The organism is Kushneria sp. AK178 (genome assembly GCF_053903105.1).
Genome location: NZ_CP096381.1, coordinates 828,595 through 843,877, shown reverse-complemented (window position 1 = coordinate 843,877; position 15,283 = coordinate 828,595). Strand labels below are relative to the sequence as shown.

General features: G+C 63.7%; 14 protein-coding genes. 8 read left to right on the top strand and 6 right to left on the bottom strand.

Annotation, left to right across the window (positions count from 1 at the left end):
• Nucleotides 1–58: 58 nt before the first annotated feature.
• Nucleotides 59–787 carry an SIR2 family NAD-dependent protein deacylase gene (locus M1D97_RS03805; protein ID WP_456269422.1) on the bottom strand — a complete coding sequence of 243 codons (729 nt, stop codon included), beginning with the start codon at nt 785–787 and terminating at the stop codon, nt 59–61.
• Between the two features lie 173 nt (nt 788–960).
• On the opposite strand from M1D97_RS03805, the gene M1D97_RS03800 reads away from it, so the two are divergent.
• Genes M1D97_RS03800 through M1D97_RS03790 form a run of 3 tightly spaced genes read left to right on the top strand, consistent with a single transcriptional unit; the run spans nt 961 to nt 2,839 of the window.
• Entirely contained in the window at nt 961–1,746 is a 786-nt protein-coding gene (locus M1D97_RS03800) for a pseudouridine synthase (protein WP_456269421.1), read from the top strand.
• A complete protein-coding gene (locus M1D97_RS03795; RefSeq protein WP_456269420.1) occupies nt 1,743–2,609 on the top strand; it encodes a tRNA threonylcarbamoyladenosine dehydratase in 867 nt (288 codons plus the stop codon). The genes M1D97_RS03800 and M1D97_RS03795 overlap by 4 nt, the downstream gene beginning before the upstream one ends.
• Nucleotides 2,606–2,839: a DUF1653 domain-containing protein gene (locus M1D97_RS03790; protein ID WP_456269419.1), complete on the top strand. Its 234-nt coding sequence runs from the start codon at nt 2,606–2,608 to the stop codon at nt 2,837–2,839. Before M1D97_RS03795 ends, M1D97_RS03790 begins: the two co-directional genes overlap by 4 nt.
• 108 nt (nt 2,840–2,947) lie before the next feature.
• On the opposite strand, the gene bfr is transcribed toward M1D97_RS03790, so the two are convergent.
• From bfr to lptF, 5 genes are all read right to left on the bottom strand, one after another.
• Nucleotides 2,948–3,451 carry a bacterioferritin gene (gene bfr / locus M1D97_RS03785; protein WP_456269418.1) on the bottom strand — a complete coding sequence of 168 codons (504 nt, stop codon included), beginning with the start codon at nt 3,449–3,451 and terminating at the stop codon, nt 2,948–2,950.
• A 183-nt stretch (nt 3,452–3,634) separates the two neighbouring features.
• Nucleotides 3,635–3,862, bottom strand: a complete 228-nt coding sequence (locus M1D97_RS03780) for a (2Fe-2S)-binding protein (protein WP_456269417.1) — start codon at nt 3,860–3,862, stop codon at nt 3,635–3,637.
• Between the two features lie 152 nt (nt 3,863–4,014).
• Nucleotides 4,015–5,535, bottom strand: coding sequence for an aldehyde dehydrogenase family protein (locus M1D97_RS03775; protein ID WP_456269416.1), 1,521 nt, complete (start codon nt 5,533–5,535; stop codon nt 4,015–4,017).
• Between the two features lie 189 nt (nt 5,536–5,724).
• Entirely contained in the window at nt 5,725–6,783 is a 1,059-nt protein-coding gene (gene lptG, locus M1D97_RS03770; protein ID WP_456270167.1) for an LPS export ABC transporter permease LptG, read from the bottom strand.
• Complete coding sequence (gene lptF, locus M1D97_RS03765) at nt 6,780–7,859, bottom strand: LPS export ABC transporter permease LptF (protein WP_456269415.1); 1,080 nt, start codon at nt 7,857–7,859, stop codon at nt 6,780–6,782. The genes lptG and lptF overlap by 4 nt, the downstream gene beginning before the upstream one ends.
• Nucleotides 7,860–8,079: 220 nt before the next feature.
• Between lptF and M1D97_RS03760 the strand changes: the two genes are divergently transcribed.
• From M1D97_RS03760 to M1D97_RS03740, 5 genes are all read left to right on the top strand, one after another.
• Nucleotides 8,080–9,564, top strand: coding sequence for a leucyl aminopeptidase (locus M1D97_RS03760; protein ID WP_456269414.1), 1,485 nt, complete (start codon nt 8,080–8,082; stop codon nt 9,562–9,564).
• Between the two features lie 197 nt (nt 9,565–9,761).
• Nucleotides 9,762–10,862 carry a branched-chain amino acid aminotransferase gene (locus tag M1D97_RS03755; RefSeq protein WP_456269413.1) on the top strand — a complete coding sequence of 367 codons (1,101 nt, stop codon included), beginning with the start codon at nt 9,762–9,764 and terminating at the stop codon, nt 10,860–10,862.
• Nucleotides 10,863–10,933: 71 nt separating this feature from the next.
• Complete coding sequence (locus M1D97_RS03750) at nt 10,934–11,680, top strand: glucose 1-dehydrogenase (RefSeq protein WP_456269412.1); 747 nt, start codon at nt 10,934–10,936, stop codon at nt 11,678–11,680.
• Nucleotides 11,681–11,682: 2 nt separating this feature from the next.
• Nucleotides 11,683–12,114, top strand: coding sequence for a DNA polymerase III subunit chi (locus M1D97_RS03745; protein WP_456269411.1), 432 nt, complete (start codon nt 11,683–11,685; stop codon nt 12,112–12,114).
• 175 nt (nt 12,115–12,289) lie between these two features.
• Entirely contained in the window at nt 12,290–15,133 is a 2,844-nt protein-coding gene (locus M1D97_RS03740) for a valine--tRNA ligase (protein ID WP_456269410.1), read from the top strand.
• The last annotated feature ends 150 nt before the right edge of the window (nt 15,134–15,283 follow it).

The window sequence follows — 15,283 nt, the reverse complement described above, 5'->3', positions numbered from 1 at the left end:
AAAGGCGCCTGCCCGGTAACGGCAAACGCCCGGCGGCAGGGCATGAGGGGCCCGAACGTCAGGACGACAGCAGCGAGGCGGGATCGGGCTTGAGCGGGCGGCCATGCTGTGACCAGAAATCGCGCAGGTACCCAACGCCTTCGGTGGCGCTGGTGGCCAGCGGCACCACGCCCCGGGTGGCAAGCTCGCGCGCCCCGGGATCGACCAGCACACGCGGGGCCTCGATCGGCGCTTCATCCACCAGCATCGAGGCCGGCATGACCGCCAGCGACGTGCCCACGACCAGCAACAGATCGGCCTCTGCCACGATATCGCAGGCGGTGGCATACAGCGGGACATTCTCGCCGAACCAGACCACGTGCGGGCGCAGCTGAGCGCCATCGTCACAGCGGTCCCCCATTTCGATGGTGTCGTCCTCGCCAAGGCGATAGACCAGTCGCGGGTTGCGGCTGGAGCGGGCCTTTAAAAGCTCGCCGTGCAGATGCAGTACATCGCTTGAACCGGCGCGCTCGTGCAGGTCGTCGATATTCTGGGTAATGATGCTGACCCGAAAGTGCTTCTCGAGCTCGGCCAGCGCCAGGTGAGCATCATTGGGTCGGGCCGAGCGCACCTGAGCGCGGCGCTCGTTGTAAAAGCGCAGCACGGTCGCGGGATCACGCGCCCACCCTTCCGGGGTGGCCACATCCTCGACGTGATGATTCTCCCAAAGGCCATCGCCATCGCGAAAGGTTTTGATACCGCTTTCAGCGCTGATGCCGGCACCGGTGAGAACGACCAGGTGAGCCATGTGCTTTCCCTCGTAAAGATGTGTCCCGGGCGAGGCCATCGGCACAGCGGTGGACGGACCCTGTCGATGGCGCAGGGATTTTAACAGAGTCCTGCCACGGCGCCATCCTGACCCTGTACATCGGCACGTGCCATTGCCGACAATAGCGCCTGATGCCCGACCACGACGGTTCCATGACGACCCCCATTCCCGTGATTTATCAGGACGATCATCTGGTGATCGTCCACAAGCCCGCCGGCGCGCTGGTGCACCGCAGCGCGCTGGACCGGCATGCGCCGCTGGTCATGCTGCAGGCCCTGCGCGACCAGCTGGGCCGGCACGTCCATCCCGTCCACCGACTGGATCGCCCCACCTCGGGGGCACTGATGTTTGCGCTGACGCCCGACATGGCCACGGCACTGGGCCATCAGTTTCAACAGCAGCAGGTCCGGAAACGCTATCTGGCCATCGTGCGCGGCATCGGCCCCGAAGCGGCCACCTATGACTGGGCCCTGCGCGAGGAGGACGGCAAGCGCCCCAAGGCCGAGATGCCGGCCATGGACGCGCTAACCCGTGTCAGACGCCTGGACAGCATTGAGCTGCCCCTTGCCATCGATCGCTATCCGACCAGCCGCTATTCGCTGATGTCGGTCACCCCCGCCACCGGGCGGCGCCATCAGATCCGTCGCCACCTGAGCCGCGGCGGCTATCCCATCATCGGCGATGCCCGACACGGTAAGGGCGTGCACAACCGCTTCTTTCGCGATCATTTCGACGCCGGCCGCCTGCTGCTGGCCGCCGTGTCGCTCGAGTTTTATCATCCTGCCCGGCAGCGCAGACTCGAGGTGCGTGCCGCCGTTGAAGACAACATGGCCGCGCTGATGCTCCGGTTTGGCTGGGGCGGGCACTGCCCGGTCAACCGGGTGCAGTGGCGCGAGACCACCGACGACCTGCCCGATACGGGAGACGCCCCATCATGAGCGATTCAACCAGCGCCGAGCGCCCGGACACCGCCCGCCACGAGGCCGATTTCGCCGCGCGTTTTGACGGCCTGCGCCGCCTGTATGGCCATACGGGCGTCGAATGCCTGCGCCGCGCTCACGTGGTGGTCATCGGGATCGGCGGGGTCGGCAGCTGGAGTGTCGAGGCGCTGGCGCGCTCGGGGTTCGAGCGCATCAGCCTGATCGATCTCGACGATGTCTGCACCACCAACGTCAACCGCCAGCTGCATGCCCTTGATGGCACCATCGGCCGGCCGAAGATCGAGGTGATGGCCGAGCGCTGCCGGCTGATCAATCCGTGGGTAGAGGTCAATGCCATTTCGGGCTTTATTACCCCGGACAACATCGAGCGCATGCTGCCCGACGATACCGACCACGTGATCGACGCCATTGACCACGTGGGCGCCAAGTGCGCGCTGATCCACTACTGCCGGCGCCATAAAATCGGCCTGACCGTCACCGGTGGCGCCGGCGGCCTGACCGACCCGACGCGTGTCATGACCGCCGATCTCTCCCGCACCGAGCACGACCCGCTGCTGTCGAAGGTGCGCAGCCGCCTGCGGCGGGAGTATGGCTTCAGCCGCAACCCCAGACGCCGGTTTGCGATCACCTGCGTCTACTCGCCCGAGCAGCGGCGCTATCCCGATGGCGCCGGCGAGGTGTGCAACACGCGTCCCGGCGATGGCGAGACCCTGAAGCTGGGCTGCAGCGCCGGCTATGGCTCCGCCACCTTTGTCACCGGCGCCTTCGGCTTTGCCGCTGTGGGGCACACCATCGAGCGTGTCATTCGAACCGGCAGCGTCGATGACGATACAGAATCCGCGACTCTGGAGCCTGCATGAAACAAGAACACGAACACGCCATAACGCCCGGCGTTTATCGCCACTACAAGGGCAGCGACTACGAGGTACTGGGGGTGGCGCATCACAGCGAGACCGAGGAGCCGCTGGTGGTCTATCGCGCCCTCTACGGGGAGTTCGGCCTGTGGGTGCGGCCGCTGGCCATGTTCCGGGAAAACGTCGAGGTCGACGGCGAGCCGGTCGCACGTTTCTCGCTGATCAGGCGCTTCTAGCCCCGGGCGGCGCCCGCCCCTTTCATCGCCTGCCGACCGCCTGCCTTGACACGACAGCGGGCCGCCCCATGGGGCGGCCCGCTGGCACAAGCGTGTGAGGTGACCGGGTCAGTTGGCAGTCTCGCCCTCGTCGCGCTCGTTGGCCGGACGCATCTGACGCTGCTTGTAGTTTTCCAGCCCGACCTGCTCGAGCAGGTGCAGCTCGGTTTCAATGATATCGATGTGCTCTTCTTCCTGGGCCAGGATCTTCTTGAGCATTTCGCTGCTGGGGTAGTCGGCGACGGATTCACAGTGGCCGATGGCCTTGATCAGATCGTCACGCCCCTCGTGCTCGATGCGCAGGTCGCACTCCAGCATTTCCTGAACGTGTTCGCCGATATGCAGCTTGCCCAGGTCCTGCAGATTGGGCAGACCGTCGAGAAACAGAATGCGCTCGATCAGAATATCGGCGTGCTGCATCTCTTCGATCGACTCCTTGTACTCCCAGTCGCCCAGACCGTGCAGGCCCCAGTTGCGATACATGCGCGCATGCAGGAAGTACTGATTGATGGCAACGAGTTCATTGCCAAGGACTTTGTTGAGGTGCTCGATAACCTGAGGATCGCCTTTCATGTCTTTCTCCGCCATCAGTGGTCATGGCGGTCGCCGAAATCCGCGTCCGCCCGTGGAGGCAGTATCCATCAAACGCGCGGGGAATTCGACCGGAAAAGCACAAAAAAGGGCTCGATGAGAGCCATTATCACAAGATAATTCAAACAGTTAACATCCGGGAAGGGTCGTCCCGGCAGGGGCCTGTCATCGTACGGCGTAGGCCAGCTCATCAAGGTGACGGGCCGGAATGTGCTGCGCCATGTGGCGACTCAGCAGGGCCTCGTCGACGATCTCCTGAGCCAGACAGGTGCACTTGCCGCACTGGGTGGAACACTGCGTCACCCGGGAGACGTCTTCCCAGCTCGAGGCGCCCAGCGCCACCGCCTGCTTCAACTGCCCGTCCGTGACCTTCTTGCACATGCATACAAACATGGAGCCCCCACCACAAAGAGAATACAAATGATTCTCATAAGAGATTGCGTTCGAGCAATATGCGAAACATTTTCATTCGCGTCAATCTCGAAAGTGAGGGCGACACAAAAAAAGAGCGACCGAAGTCGCTCTTTGATACCCGGAGAGCGTGTTCAGTACAGTCCGGCCGGACTGTCGCTGTAGGAGATCAGCTGACACTTGATCTGCTGATAGTTGCCCAGCACCGCCAGATGGGTCTCGCGGCCGATGCCGGACTTCTTGTAGCCCCCGAAGGCGGCGTGCGCCGGATACTGGTGATAGCAGTTGGTCCATACGCGACCGGCCTGAATGGCCCGCCCCATGCGGTAGGCGCGGTTCATGTCACGCGTCCAGACCCCGGCGCCCAGACCGAACTCGGTGTCGTTGGCGATCGCCAGGGCTTCTTCTTCGGTCCTGAAGGTGGTCACCGATAGCGTGGGCCCGAAGATCTCCTCCTGGAAGATGCGCATGTCGTTGCGCCCCTTGAAGATCGTGGGCTGCACGTAGAAGCCGTTTTGATAGTCATCACCGACCGGGGCGCGCTCGCCGCCCAGCAGCAGCTCGGCGCCCTCGTCACGACCGATTTCCATGTAGGAGAGAATCTTGTCGAACTGCTCCTTCGAAACCTGGGCGCCCATTTCGGTATCGGTATCCAGCGGGTTGCCGGATTTGAGCCGTTTGGCCCGCTCTACCGCACGGCTCATCAGCGTGTCATAGACCGATTCATGAATCAGCGCCCGCGACGGACAGGTGCAGACCTCGCCCTGGTTGAGAAAGGTCATCATCAGCCCCTCGACGCACTTGTCGATGTAGGCGTCACCGTGATCGAGCACGTCCTCGAAATAGATGTTGGGCGACTTGCCGCCCAGCTCCAGCGTGGCCGGGATGATGCGCTCGGCAGCCCGCGACATGATGTGACTGCCCACCGGCGTGGAGCCGGTAAAGGCGATCTTCTGGATGCCGGAGTGGCTTGCCAGCGCCTCGCCGGCCTCCTCGCCGAGCCCCTGCACCACGTTCAAAACGCCCGGCGGCAGCAGATCCCCGATCAGCTCCAGCAGCACACAGATGGAGGCCGGCGTCTGTTCGGCGGGCTTGAGCACGCTGCAGTTACCGGCCACCAGCGCCGGCGCCAGCTTCCAGCCGGCCATCAACAGCGGAAAGTTCCAGGGGATGATCTGGCCCACCACGCCATAGGGCTCGTGGTAGTGATAGGCCACCGTCTCGCTGTCGATCTCGCTGATGCCGCCCTCCTGCGCCCGGATACAGCCGGCAAAGTAGCGAAAGTGATCCACCAGCAGCGGCAGGTCGGCCGCCAGACACTCGCGGATCGGCTTGCCGTTGTCCCAGGTTTCGGCCACGGCCAGCATCTCGAGGTTCTCCTCGATGCGATCGGCCATCCTGAGCAGAACACCGGCGCGCTCGGCCGGCGGCGTGGCGGCCCAGCCGGGGGCGGCCTGCTGCGCCGCCCTGACGGCGCGATCGATATCGTCACGTCCCGAACGCGGCACCCGGCAGAACACCTCGCCGGTCACCGGTGTCACATTGTCCAGGTAGCGGCCATCGTGGGGGGCACACCACTCGCCGCCGATGAAGTTGTCGTACTGCTCGCGAAAACGCACGAGGGCATCCGAACTGCCGGGTCTGGCGTATTGCATCTGTCACCTCCAGAGGGTCAGGGTCGCAATCGACAAAAGAAGCGCTTGGCCTCTTTTACCCTGGCACTGCGGTGGCAGCACAACAAACGGCTATTGGTCCAACGCACCGGCGCCCGTGGCCGTTCAACGCACAACGCCCCGAAGCGAGCGCTTCGGGGCGTTGCGGCAGTAACGGCGTTTGTCCGGCCGTCAGCCGGCGCGGCGCAGCAGCCAGAAGCCGATGCCGAAACAGACCATCATGGGTACCACGATGGCCCAGATGGGCGAAAAGCCGAAGATGGTCGCGGCCGGGCCCAGCAGATCCTGAATGTATTTGAAGACCAGCCCGACCACCGTGCCGTAGAACACGCGCGTGCCCGCGGCGACGCTTCTCAGCGGCCCGAAGATGAACGAGGCCGCAATGATGACCAGCGAGATCAGCGTCAGCGGCAGCAGCACCTTCTGCCAGAAATAGAGCCAGGTATCGGTGGCACTGATGCCCTGGTCGTTGAGATAGCGCCCGTAGCGCCACAGATCCTCGATCGACTGGCTGTTGCGATCGGTGATGATCAATCGCAACAGCTCGGGGTCCAGCGAGGTGTCCCAGTCGAGCCGGTCCAGATGCTCCGAGCTAGTGCCATCCTCACGCATCAGGGTGCGATCCACGTCCTCCAGCGTCCACTCATCGCCCTCGAGCACGGCCCGGGACGCATGGGTGGCCTCCACCAGCCGATCCTCGTCATAGCGAAAGCGATTGACGTCCAAAAGCGTATTGTCCGAGCGAATGGAGCCGAAGCGATAGTAGCTGTCACCCTCGCGCTGCCAGCCGCCGCGGCGGGAGATGGCGCTGCCCTCCTGCAGCTCGGTCCGCCAGGCCTGGCCGAACATTTCGGTACGCGGCGCCGCATACTCGCCTACCGCCATGACCACCAGCACCACCACCAGCAGCGGCTTCATGACCCCGACCAGAATGCGCCACAGGGAGAAGCCCGCCGAGCGCATGACGGTCAGTTCGTTGCTGGAGGCCATGGCGCCGAGCCCGACCAGCGAGCCGATCAGCACGCTGACCGGGGCGTACTGGTAAAAGCGCCACGGCAGACGGATCACGCCATACATCAGCACCTGCAGGGTACCGTAGTTGCCCTCGGTATCGCCCAGGTCGTTGATAAAGCTGATGGTGAAATCGAGCCCGAGAATGATGAGATGCACAATGAGCATGCCCATGAGCACATTGCGCGCGATGTAGCGATCCAGCCGGTTGAACATCAGCGCGCCCCTCCATAACGGTTGCTGCGATATAACAGCCAGCCCCCGATCAGGGCGAAGACAGCGTGGACCGGCCACAGGCCGATGGCGCTCGAGAGGCTGCCGCTGGCCACCGCATCCTGCGCGGCGAGCAGCAGACTCATGTAGGCCACATATAAAATGATGGCCGGCATTATCCTGGAAAAGCGCCCCTGACGCGGGTTGGCTCGCGACAGCGGCAGGGCGATCATGGTCAGTATCGGCACCATCAGGGCCAGCGATACCCGCCACTGCAGCGCCGCGCGCGCCTTGTTGCTGTCATCACCCAGCAGCTGCCGGGTAGGCTGAAGCTCGACGTCATCGACATCCATCTGTGCCGTGCCGTTTTCCAGCCGGGCGGCGTAGGTCTCGAATACCAGCCGCTCGGCAACCCGGCTCCCGGGCCTGACGCTCTCCCGGGTGCCGTCGGAGAGCACCAGAAAGCGGCTTTCGCTTTCCGGATCGGTGGTCTGATAGCCGCTCTCGCCGCGGGTCAGGACCTCCACGCGCTGGCCCTGTTCATTGCGGGTCTGTTCGGCGATAAAGACGTTTTCCATCCGGCTGCTGCCCTGCTCGACACGCTCGGCATAGATGGTGCGATCGCCCAGCGTCTGAAAGCGCCCCGGCGTCAGCGCGCTGAAATCGGCCCGCTCCTGCTGCTCGGTCAGCGTCCTTTCGTTCTGGGTCAGCCCGGCCGGCGTCAGCCACAGACTGCAGAGCCCGACCACGCCGGCCATCAACAGTGCCGGCCAGAACGACGCAGCCAGAATACGGCCCGGACTGACGCCACAGGCGGCCAGCACGGTCATTTCACTGTTGAGATAGAGCTGGCCGTAGGCCAGTAGAATGCCCAGAAAAAAGGCCAGCGGCAGGATCAGCTGAAGGAAACTGGGCAGATGAAACAGCATCAGGCTGCCCAGAAGGCTGGCCGGAAAGTCCCCTTCGGCCACATCGCTGAAGTAACGAATGAAGCGATTGCCCATGATGACCAGCAGCAGAATGCCGGTCACGGCACTCATCGTGGTCAGTATTTCACGAATCAGATAACGAAAAACGATCAAGCGCAGACTCCCTCATACATCAATACCAGGCGATCGTTTCCGATGCAGGCGCCGTGAGGTGACTCCCGACCATGCAATGGCGCAGGGGTTTGCGTACACTGAAGGTCTGTTCGGACCCACCTGTTCAACGCGTCGAGCGGACGTTTACCGTACTCGACACCGTGTCTGTTCAAAACAGCCATTATCGCCAATACCCACCGCATTGTCTTGGGGAGACACCATGGAATTTCCCGTGCTCACCGCCAACCCGGCCCGCTGTGAAACCGACTGCATCATTGTGCCGGTGTTCAAGGACGGTGATTTGCCCCCGACCAGCGAGCGTCTGGATGACGCCAGCGAGCGTCTTATTACCCAGCTTCTGGAACGGGGCGACTTCGACCCGGAGACCGCCGCCACCCAGCTGGTGCCCTTTGCGCCCGGCCTGAACACCGCCCGCCTGCTGCTGGTGGGCTGTGGCGAAACGAAGGCATTCAACGAAGGCGCCTTTCGAAAGGTCCTCGATGCTGCCTTCGCCGTGCTTTTGTCCCTGCCGGTCGAAAACGCCGCCATCGCCATGCTGGATCGGGAAAACGGCCCGAGGGACGTCGTCTGGAAGGCCCGCATGATTGCCGAGGCCACGCTGCGTGCCACCTATCGCTTTGACACCTTCAAATCGAAAAAGCGCCCGCCGGTCACCCTGACCCAGCTGTCACTGATGATCAGCGAGGCCGATGAGGCTGCCGACGCCGACGCCGGTGCCCGCATCGGCGCCGGTATCGGTGGCGGCATCAATCTGGCCCGCGAGCTGGGCAACCTGCCGGGCAATGTCTGCACGCCGCGCTATCTGGCCGATGAAGCCGAAAAGCTGGGCGCCAGGGGCGATATCAAGGTCACCATTCACGACGAGAAAGCGCTTGAAGCCATGGGCGCCGGGGCGATTCTGGCCGTGGGCCAGGGCAGCACCGAGCCGTCGCGTTTGATCGTGATGGAGTATCACGGCGCCGAGGACCCGGAAGAAGCCCCCCATGTGCTGGTCGGCAAGGGAATCACCTTCGACAGCGGCGGCATCTCGATCAAGGGCGGCGCCAACATGGACGAGATGAAATTCGACATGGGCGGGGCCGCCAGCGTCATGGGCACCATGAAGGCCGTTGCCGCCCTGAAGCCGAAGATCAACGTGGTCGCCATCATCGCCTCGGCCGAAAACATGCCGGACGCGAAGGCATTCAAGCCCGGCGATATCATCACCACGCTCAAGGGTCTGACCGTCGAGATTCTCAACACCGACGCCGAGGGCCGGCTGGTAATGTGTGACGCCCTGACCTATGCCGAGCGCTACAGGCCCGCCTCGGTCATCGACATCGCGACCCTGACCGGCGCCTGTATCGTGGCACTCGGTCATCAGACCTCGGCGCTTCTGGCCAACGACGATGCGCTGGCACAGCAGCTTCTGACCGCGGGGACCACCGCCTGGGACCGCGCCTGGCAGCTGCCGCTGTGGGATGACTACCAGAGCCAGCTCGACTCCGAATACGCCGACATGGCCAATATCGGCGGCCGGCCGGCCGGCACCATCACGGCGGCCTGCTTTCTGTCTCGCTTTACCGAGAGCTACCCCTGGGCGCACCTGGATGTGGCCGGCACGGCCTGGGAAGGCAAAAAGGGCGGCACCGGTCGACCGGTCGGCTTGCTGAGCGAATATCTGCTTGCGCGCGCGCCCCGGTAACCCTCTTGCCGGTCCCCGAGCCCGCCGCCATGCGGCGGGCTTTATTGGCACAGGGCGGCTGTGTCATTCTTGACCCCCTGTTTCTGACGTTTCCCTTAATCATTGGTCGGACCAGCGTTATCGGATACGCCGTTGCCGATGATCGACAGCGATGTGTACTTCTCGCCTGGCTACCGTACGAACGGAGAATCCGAATCGTGTCTTCTCAAGGCTTTGAGCTTCACCCCACGACCACGCCCGCCGACGCCGGTCAGCGTGACGAGATTCTGAAAAACCCGGGGTTTGGTCGCTATTTCACCGATCACATGGCGCATGTGCGCTGGACCCGGGCCGACGGCTGGATCGGCGGTGAAGTGCGCCCCTACGGCCCGCTGTCGCTGGACCCGGCGGCCTCGGTGCTGCACTACGCCCAGGAGATCTTTGAAGGGGTCAAGGCTTACCGCCACGCCGACGGCTCGGTCTGGACCTTTCGCCCGGAGAAAAACGCCGCGCGCTTTCAGGCCTCGGCACGCCGTCTGGCCCTGCCGGAGCTGGACGCCGAGACCTTTATCGCCTCCCTGAAGGCACTGGTCGGCCAGGACGTTGACTGGGTCCCCACGCCCGCCAGCGAGGCCGAGGAGTCCAGCCTCTATCTGCGCCCCTTCATGATCGCCAGCGAGAAATTCCTTGGCGTACGGCCATCACAGGAGGTCGATTACTACGTGATCGCCTCGCCGGCGGCGGCCTACTTCAAGGGCGGCGTCAAGCCGGTGTCGATCTGGCTGTCGTCCAACTACAACCGCGCCGCCCCCGGCGGCACCGGCTTTGCCAAGTGCGGCGGCAACTATGCGGCCTCGCTTGCCGCGCAGAAGGAAGCCGAGGCCCACGGCTGCGACCAGGTCGCTTTTTTGGACGCGGTCGAGAACAAATGGGTCGAAGAGCTGGGCGGCATGAACCTGTTTTTCGTGTTCAGGGACGGGCGCATCGTCACGCCGGCCCTGACCGGCACGATTCTCGAGGGCGTCACGCGCGACTCGGTCCTGCAGCTGGCCGCCGATGATGGCCTCAAACCCGAAGAGCGCGCCATCAGCATCGACGAGTGGCGCGACGGCGTACGCTCGGGCGAGATCACCGAAGTCTTCGCCTGCGGCACTGCCGCGGTCATCACGCCCATCGGTGAACTGGTCAGCGACAGCGACCGCCTGACCTGCAGTGACGGCAGCGGCGGCGAGGTCGGCAAATCGATCCGCAAGCAGCTGCTGGATATCCAGTACGGTCGTACCGAGGATCGTCACGGCTGGCTGACGCGCCTGGCCTGAGCCCTGCAACGCCGCCCGCAGGCGGCGTTATCGCGTTAACGCCTGCCCTACCCCCGACAAGGAGAGAGTCAATGAGCAACGTCATGATCGTGACCGGCGGCAGCCGCGGCATCGGCGCCGCCACGGCCCGCCTGGCCGCCGACCGCGGCTACCGGGTCGCCGTCAACTACGTCAGTAACCGCGAGGCGGCCGATCAGGTCGTCAACGACATCACTGCTGCCGGCGGCCACGCCCTGGCCGTGCAGGCCGACATGGCCGTGGAAGCCGATATCATCGCGCTTTTCGAGACGGTCGATCGCGAGCTGGGCCCGGTGGATGTGCTGGTCAACAATGCCGGCATCATCGATCAGGTGTCGCGGGTGGAGGAGATGAGTTTTGAGCGTGTCGATCGCATGATGCGCATCAACGTCACCGGCCCGTTCATCTGCGCGCGTGAGGCGATCAAGCGCATGTCGACCCGCCACGGCGGCAAGGGCGGCGCCATCGTCAATATCTCCTCGGCAGCGTCCCATCGTGGCGGCTCGGGCGAGTATGTCGACTACGCCGCCTCCAAGGGCGCGATCGACACCTTCACCGAGGGTCTTGCCAAGGAGCTGGCCGGGGAAGGCATCCGGGTCAACGCGGTACGTCCGGGCGTGGTCAACACCGGGATTCATGCCAGCGGCGGCAACCCGGACAAGCCGGAAAAATCGAGCCAGAGCATCCCCATGGGACGTGCCGGCAATGCCGACGAGATCGCCAACGGCATCCTGTGGCTGGCAGGCAGTGAGGCGTCCTTTACCACCGGCGCGCGTCTGGATATCGACGGCGGCGTCTGAGCATGACCCGCATCGATTTTTATGTGCTCTCGGCCACCACGCTCGAGGCGCGGTTCGACTTCGCCTGTCGGCTGGCCGAGACCATCTATCGCAAGGGCTACCGGCTGCACGTGCACCTGGAAGATGAGGCCATGGCGCGCGATTTTGACGAGCGCCTGTGGATCTTTCGCCGGGACGCCTTCGTGCCGCACGTGTTCATTGGTGAGCAGAGCCTGCCGCCGGCCCCGGTGACGCTGGGGTGGGACGCCCCGCCCGAGCCGGGCATCGAGGCGCTTTTGAACCTCAACGCCGCCATTCCGGGCTGGTTTTCCCGCTTCGAACGCGTCGCCGAGATCATCAATCAGCATCAGGAAGTGCTCAGCGCCAAGCGCGAGTGCTGGCAGACCTACAAAAGCCGCGGCTATGAGGTCAAGGCCCACCACATCAACGGCTGATTGGTCGTCGGCGCGGCGTCGCTCCCGTGACGCCGTGCCGGCCTTTCGCCTGCCCTTGCCTGCCACGTCATGACGACACCCCCTGCCCGGCGCTATACTTGGCGCCATTTTTCGCAGCCTCGCGCAGACGCTGAATCGCCGCGAGTCCTTACACAGCTTCAAACCGAGCCGGTCCATGGAAAAAACCTATCAGCCTGAATCGATCGAACGCGCCTGGTATCAGCACTGGGAATCCCAAGGCTATTTTGCGCCCACCGGTCAGGGGTCGCCCTATAGCATCATGATTCCGCCGCCCAATGTGACCGGCAGCCTGCACATGGGGCACGCCTTCCAGGACACGCTGATGGATACCCTGATCCGCTATCAGCGCATGAAGGGGCACAACACGCTGTGGCAGATCGGCACCGACCATGCCGGCATCGCCACCCAGATGCTGGTCGAGCGCAAGCTGCAGCACGAAACCGGCCAGTCGCGCCACGATCTGGGCCGCGAGGCGTTCATCGACAAGGTGTGGGAGTGGAAAAACGAGTCCGGCGGCCACATCACCCGCCAGCTGCGGCGCATGGGCACCAGCGTTGACTGGAGCCGCGAGCGTTTCACCATGGACGACGGTTTCTCCGACGCGGTGCGTGAAGCCTTTGTCCGCCTGCATGACGAGGGCCTGATCTATCGCGGCAAGCGGCTGGTCAACTGGGATCCGACGCTGGGCACGGCGATCTCGGATCTGGAAGTGGAAAATCGCGATCAGCAGGGCCAGTTCTGGCACTTTCGCTATCCGCTGGCCGACGGCGTGACCACCGAGGCGGGGCTGGATCACCTGGTGGTGGCCACCACCCGCCCGGAGACGCTGCTGGGCGACACCTGCGTGGCGGTCAACCCTGCCGATGAACGCTACGCTGCCCTGATCGGCAAGCACGTCATCCTGCCGCTGGTGGGTCGCCGCATTCCGGTGATTGCCGATGAGCACGCCGACATGGAGAAGGGCTCGGGCTGTGTGAAGATCACGCCAGCGCATGATTTCAATGACTACGGCGTGGGCCGGCGTCACGACAGCGCCCTGATCAACGTCTTCACCCAGCAGGCCTGCATCCGCGAGGCGGCTGAAGTCTTCAACATGGACGGCAGCCCGCGCGACGATATCGACACCGCCCTGCCCGAGGCCTACCAGAACCTGCCGCGCTTTGAAGCACGCGAGAAGATCGTGGCTGATATGGACACGCTGGGACTGCTGGAGAAGGTCGAGACCATCACCAACACCCTGCCCTATGGCGACCGCTCCGGCGATGTGATCGAGCCGCTTTTGACCGACCAGTGGTTCGTCGCCGTCGAGACGCTGGCGAAGCCGGCCATCGAGGCGGTGGAAAACGGCGATATTCGCTTCGTGCCCAAAAGCTACGAGAACATGTACTTCTCGTGGATGCGCGATCTGCAGGACTGGTGCATCTCCCGCCAGCTCTGGTGGGGTCATCGCATTCCGGCCTGGTATGACGAGAACGGGACGATCTATGTCGCTCGCAGCGAGGAGGAAGCGCGCGAAAAGTATGCCCTCTCCCCCGAAACGCCCCTGATTCAGGACGACGACGTCCTCGACACCTGGTTCAGTTCGGGTCTGTGGACCTTCGGCACGCTGGGCTGGCCCGAACAGACGCCGGAGCTCGAGACCTTCCACCCGACCAGCACGCTGGTGACGGGCTTTGACATCATCTTCTTCTGGGTCGCCCGGATGATCATGATGACGCTCAAGTTCACCGGTCAGGTCCCGTTCAAAACGGTCTATGTCCACGGGCTGGTGCGCGACAGCCAGGGGCAGAAGATGTCCAAGTCCAAGGGCAACGTGCTCGACCCGATCGATCTGATCGACGGGATCGATTTGGACACGCTGCTGGAAAAGCGCACCGGTGCCATGATGCAGCCGCAAAAGGCAAAGGCGATTGCGAAGGCCACCCGGGCGGAGTTCCCCGAAGGGATCGAGTCCAACGGCACCGACGCCCTGCGCTATACCTTCCTGTCGCTGGCCAGCACCGGGCGGGACGTCAAGTTCGACGCCGGCCGCCTGGAGGGCTATCGCAACTTCTGCAACAAGCTCTGGAACGCCGCCCGCTATGTGCTGATGAACACCGAGGGCGAGGACTGCGGCCCCGACGGCGAGGTCGCGCTGTCGCTGGCGGACCGCTGGATCATATCAAGGCTTCAGCAGGTCGAAACCCAGGTCACCGGGGCGCTGGAGGAGTTCCGCTTCGACCACGCCTCCCAGGCGCTTTATGACTTTGTCTGGAACGAGTACTGCGACTGGTATCTGGAGCTGTCCAAGCCGGTGCTGTGGGACAGTGAGGCCACGCTGGAGGCGCGTCGTGGCACGCGTCGCACGCTGGTGCGCGTGCTCGAAACCATCCTGCGACTGGCCCATCCGATGATGCCGTTCATTACCGAAGAGATCTGGCAGAAGGTATCAGTGCTGGCCGGTGTGGCTATCGAGCAGCAGGGCAGCTCCATCATGGTCCAGCCGTGGCCGCAGGCGGATGAAAGCCGCATCGATGAGGCCGCGATGGCCGATATCGAATGGGTCAAGGCGGTCGTTATCGCCATCCGTAATATTCGTGCCGAGCTCAACATCGCTCCGGGCAAGCCGCTGGAGGTGCTGCTGACTCACGGCGACGACAGTGACCGCCAGCGTCTCGAGGACAACGCCCTGTTTCTGGGCAAGCTGGCGCGTCTGGAAAGCGTGCGCTTTGTCACCCCCGACGAGGTGCCGGCCGCCAGCGTTCAACGTGTCGGCGCCATGGAAGTCCATGTTCCCATCGCCGGGCACATCGACCGCGATGCCGAACTGGCCCGCATCGACCGCGACCTCGACAAGCAGGACAAGCTCATTGATGGCGTCGAGAAAAAGCTCGCCAACGAGAGCTTCATGAACAAGGCGCCGGCTGCCGTGGTCGACAAGGAGCGCAGCAAGCTCGAGGAGGCCCGCGCCACGCGCGAAACGCTGCTGACGCAGCGGCGGACCATCGAAACCCTGTAACCCTTCCCCGCCAGCGTCCCCCTCTACAGCAGGCCTTCAGGCCTGCTGTTCTTGTTTCTGACTGCCGCCCGTGTCACGCCATAGCCTCGCTTTTGCAGGGTAATTGAGCGGCACATCTTTTTATTAAAACAACATTAAATTACAATGAAC

Coding starts and splice junctions, on each gene's coding strand:
- M1D97_RS03780 (WP_456269417.1), bottom strand. CDS start 3,862: ATGTTTGTATGCATGTGCAAGAAGGTCACGGACGGGCAGTTGAAGCAG.
- M1D97_RS03760 (WP_456269414.1), top strand. CDS start 8,080: ATGGAATTTCCCGTGCTCACCGCCAACCCGGCCCGCTGTGAAACCGAC.
- M1D97_RS03740 (WP_456269410.1), top strand. CDS start 12,290: ATGGAAAAAACCTATCAGCCTGAATCGATCGAACGCGCCTGGTATCAG.
- M1D97_RS03805 (WP_456269422.1), bottom strand. CDS start 787: ATGGCTCACCTGGTCGTTCTCACCGGTGCCGGCATCAGCGCTGAAAGC.
- M1D97_RS03790 (WP_456269419.1), top strand. CDS start 2,606: ATGAAACAAGAACACGAACACGCCATAACGCCCGGCGTTTATCGCCAC.
- M1D97_RS03745 (WP_456269411.1), top strand. CDS start 11,683: ATGACCCGCATCGATTTTTATGTGCTCTCGGCCACCACGCTCGAGGCG.
- bfr (WP_456269418.1), bottom strand. CDS start 3,451: ATGAAAGGCGATCCTCAGGTTATCGAGCACCTCAACAAAGTCCTTGGC.
- M1D97_RS03750 (WP_456269412.1), top strand. CDS start 10,934: ATGAGCAACGTCATGATCGTGACCGGCGGCAGCCGCGGCATCGGCGCC.
- M1D97_RS03795 (WP_456269420.1), top strand. CDS start 1,743: ATGAGCGATTCAACCAGCGCCGAGCGCCCGGACACCGCCCGCCACGAG.
- M1D97_RS03800 (WP_456269421.1), top strand. CDS start 961: ATGACGACCCCCATTCCCGTGATTTATCAGGACGATCATCTGGTGATC.
- M1D97_RS03775 (WP_456269416.1), bottom strand. CDS start 5,535: ATGCAATACGCCAGACCCGGCAGTTCGGATGCCCTCGTGCGTTTTCGC.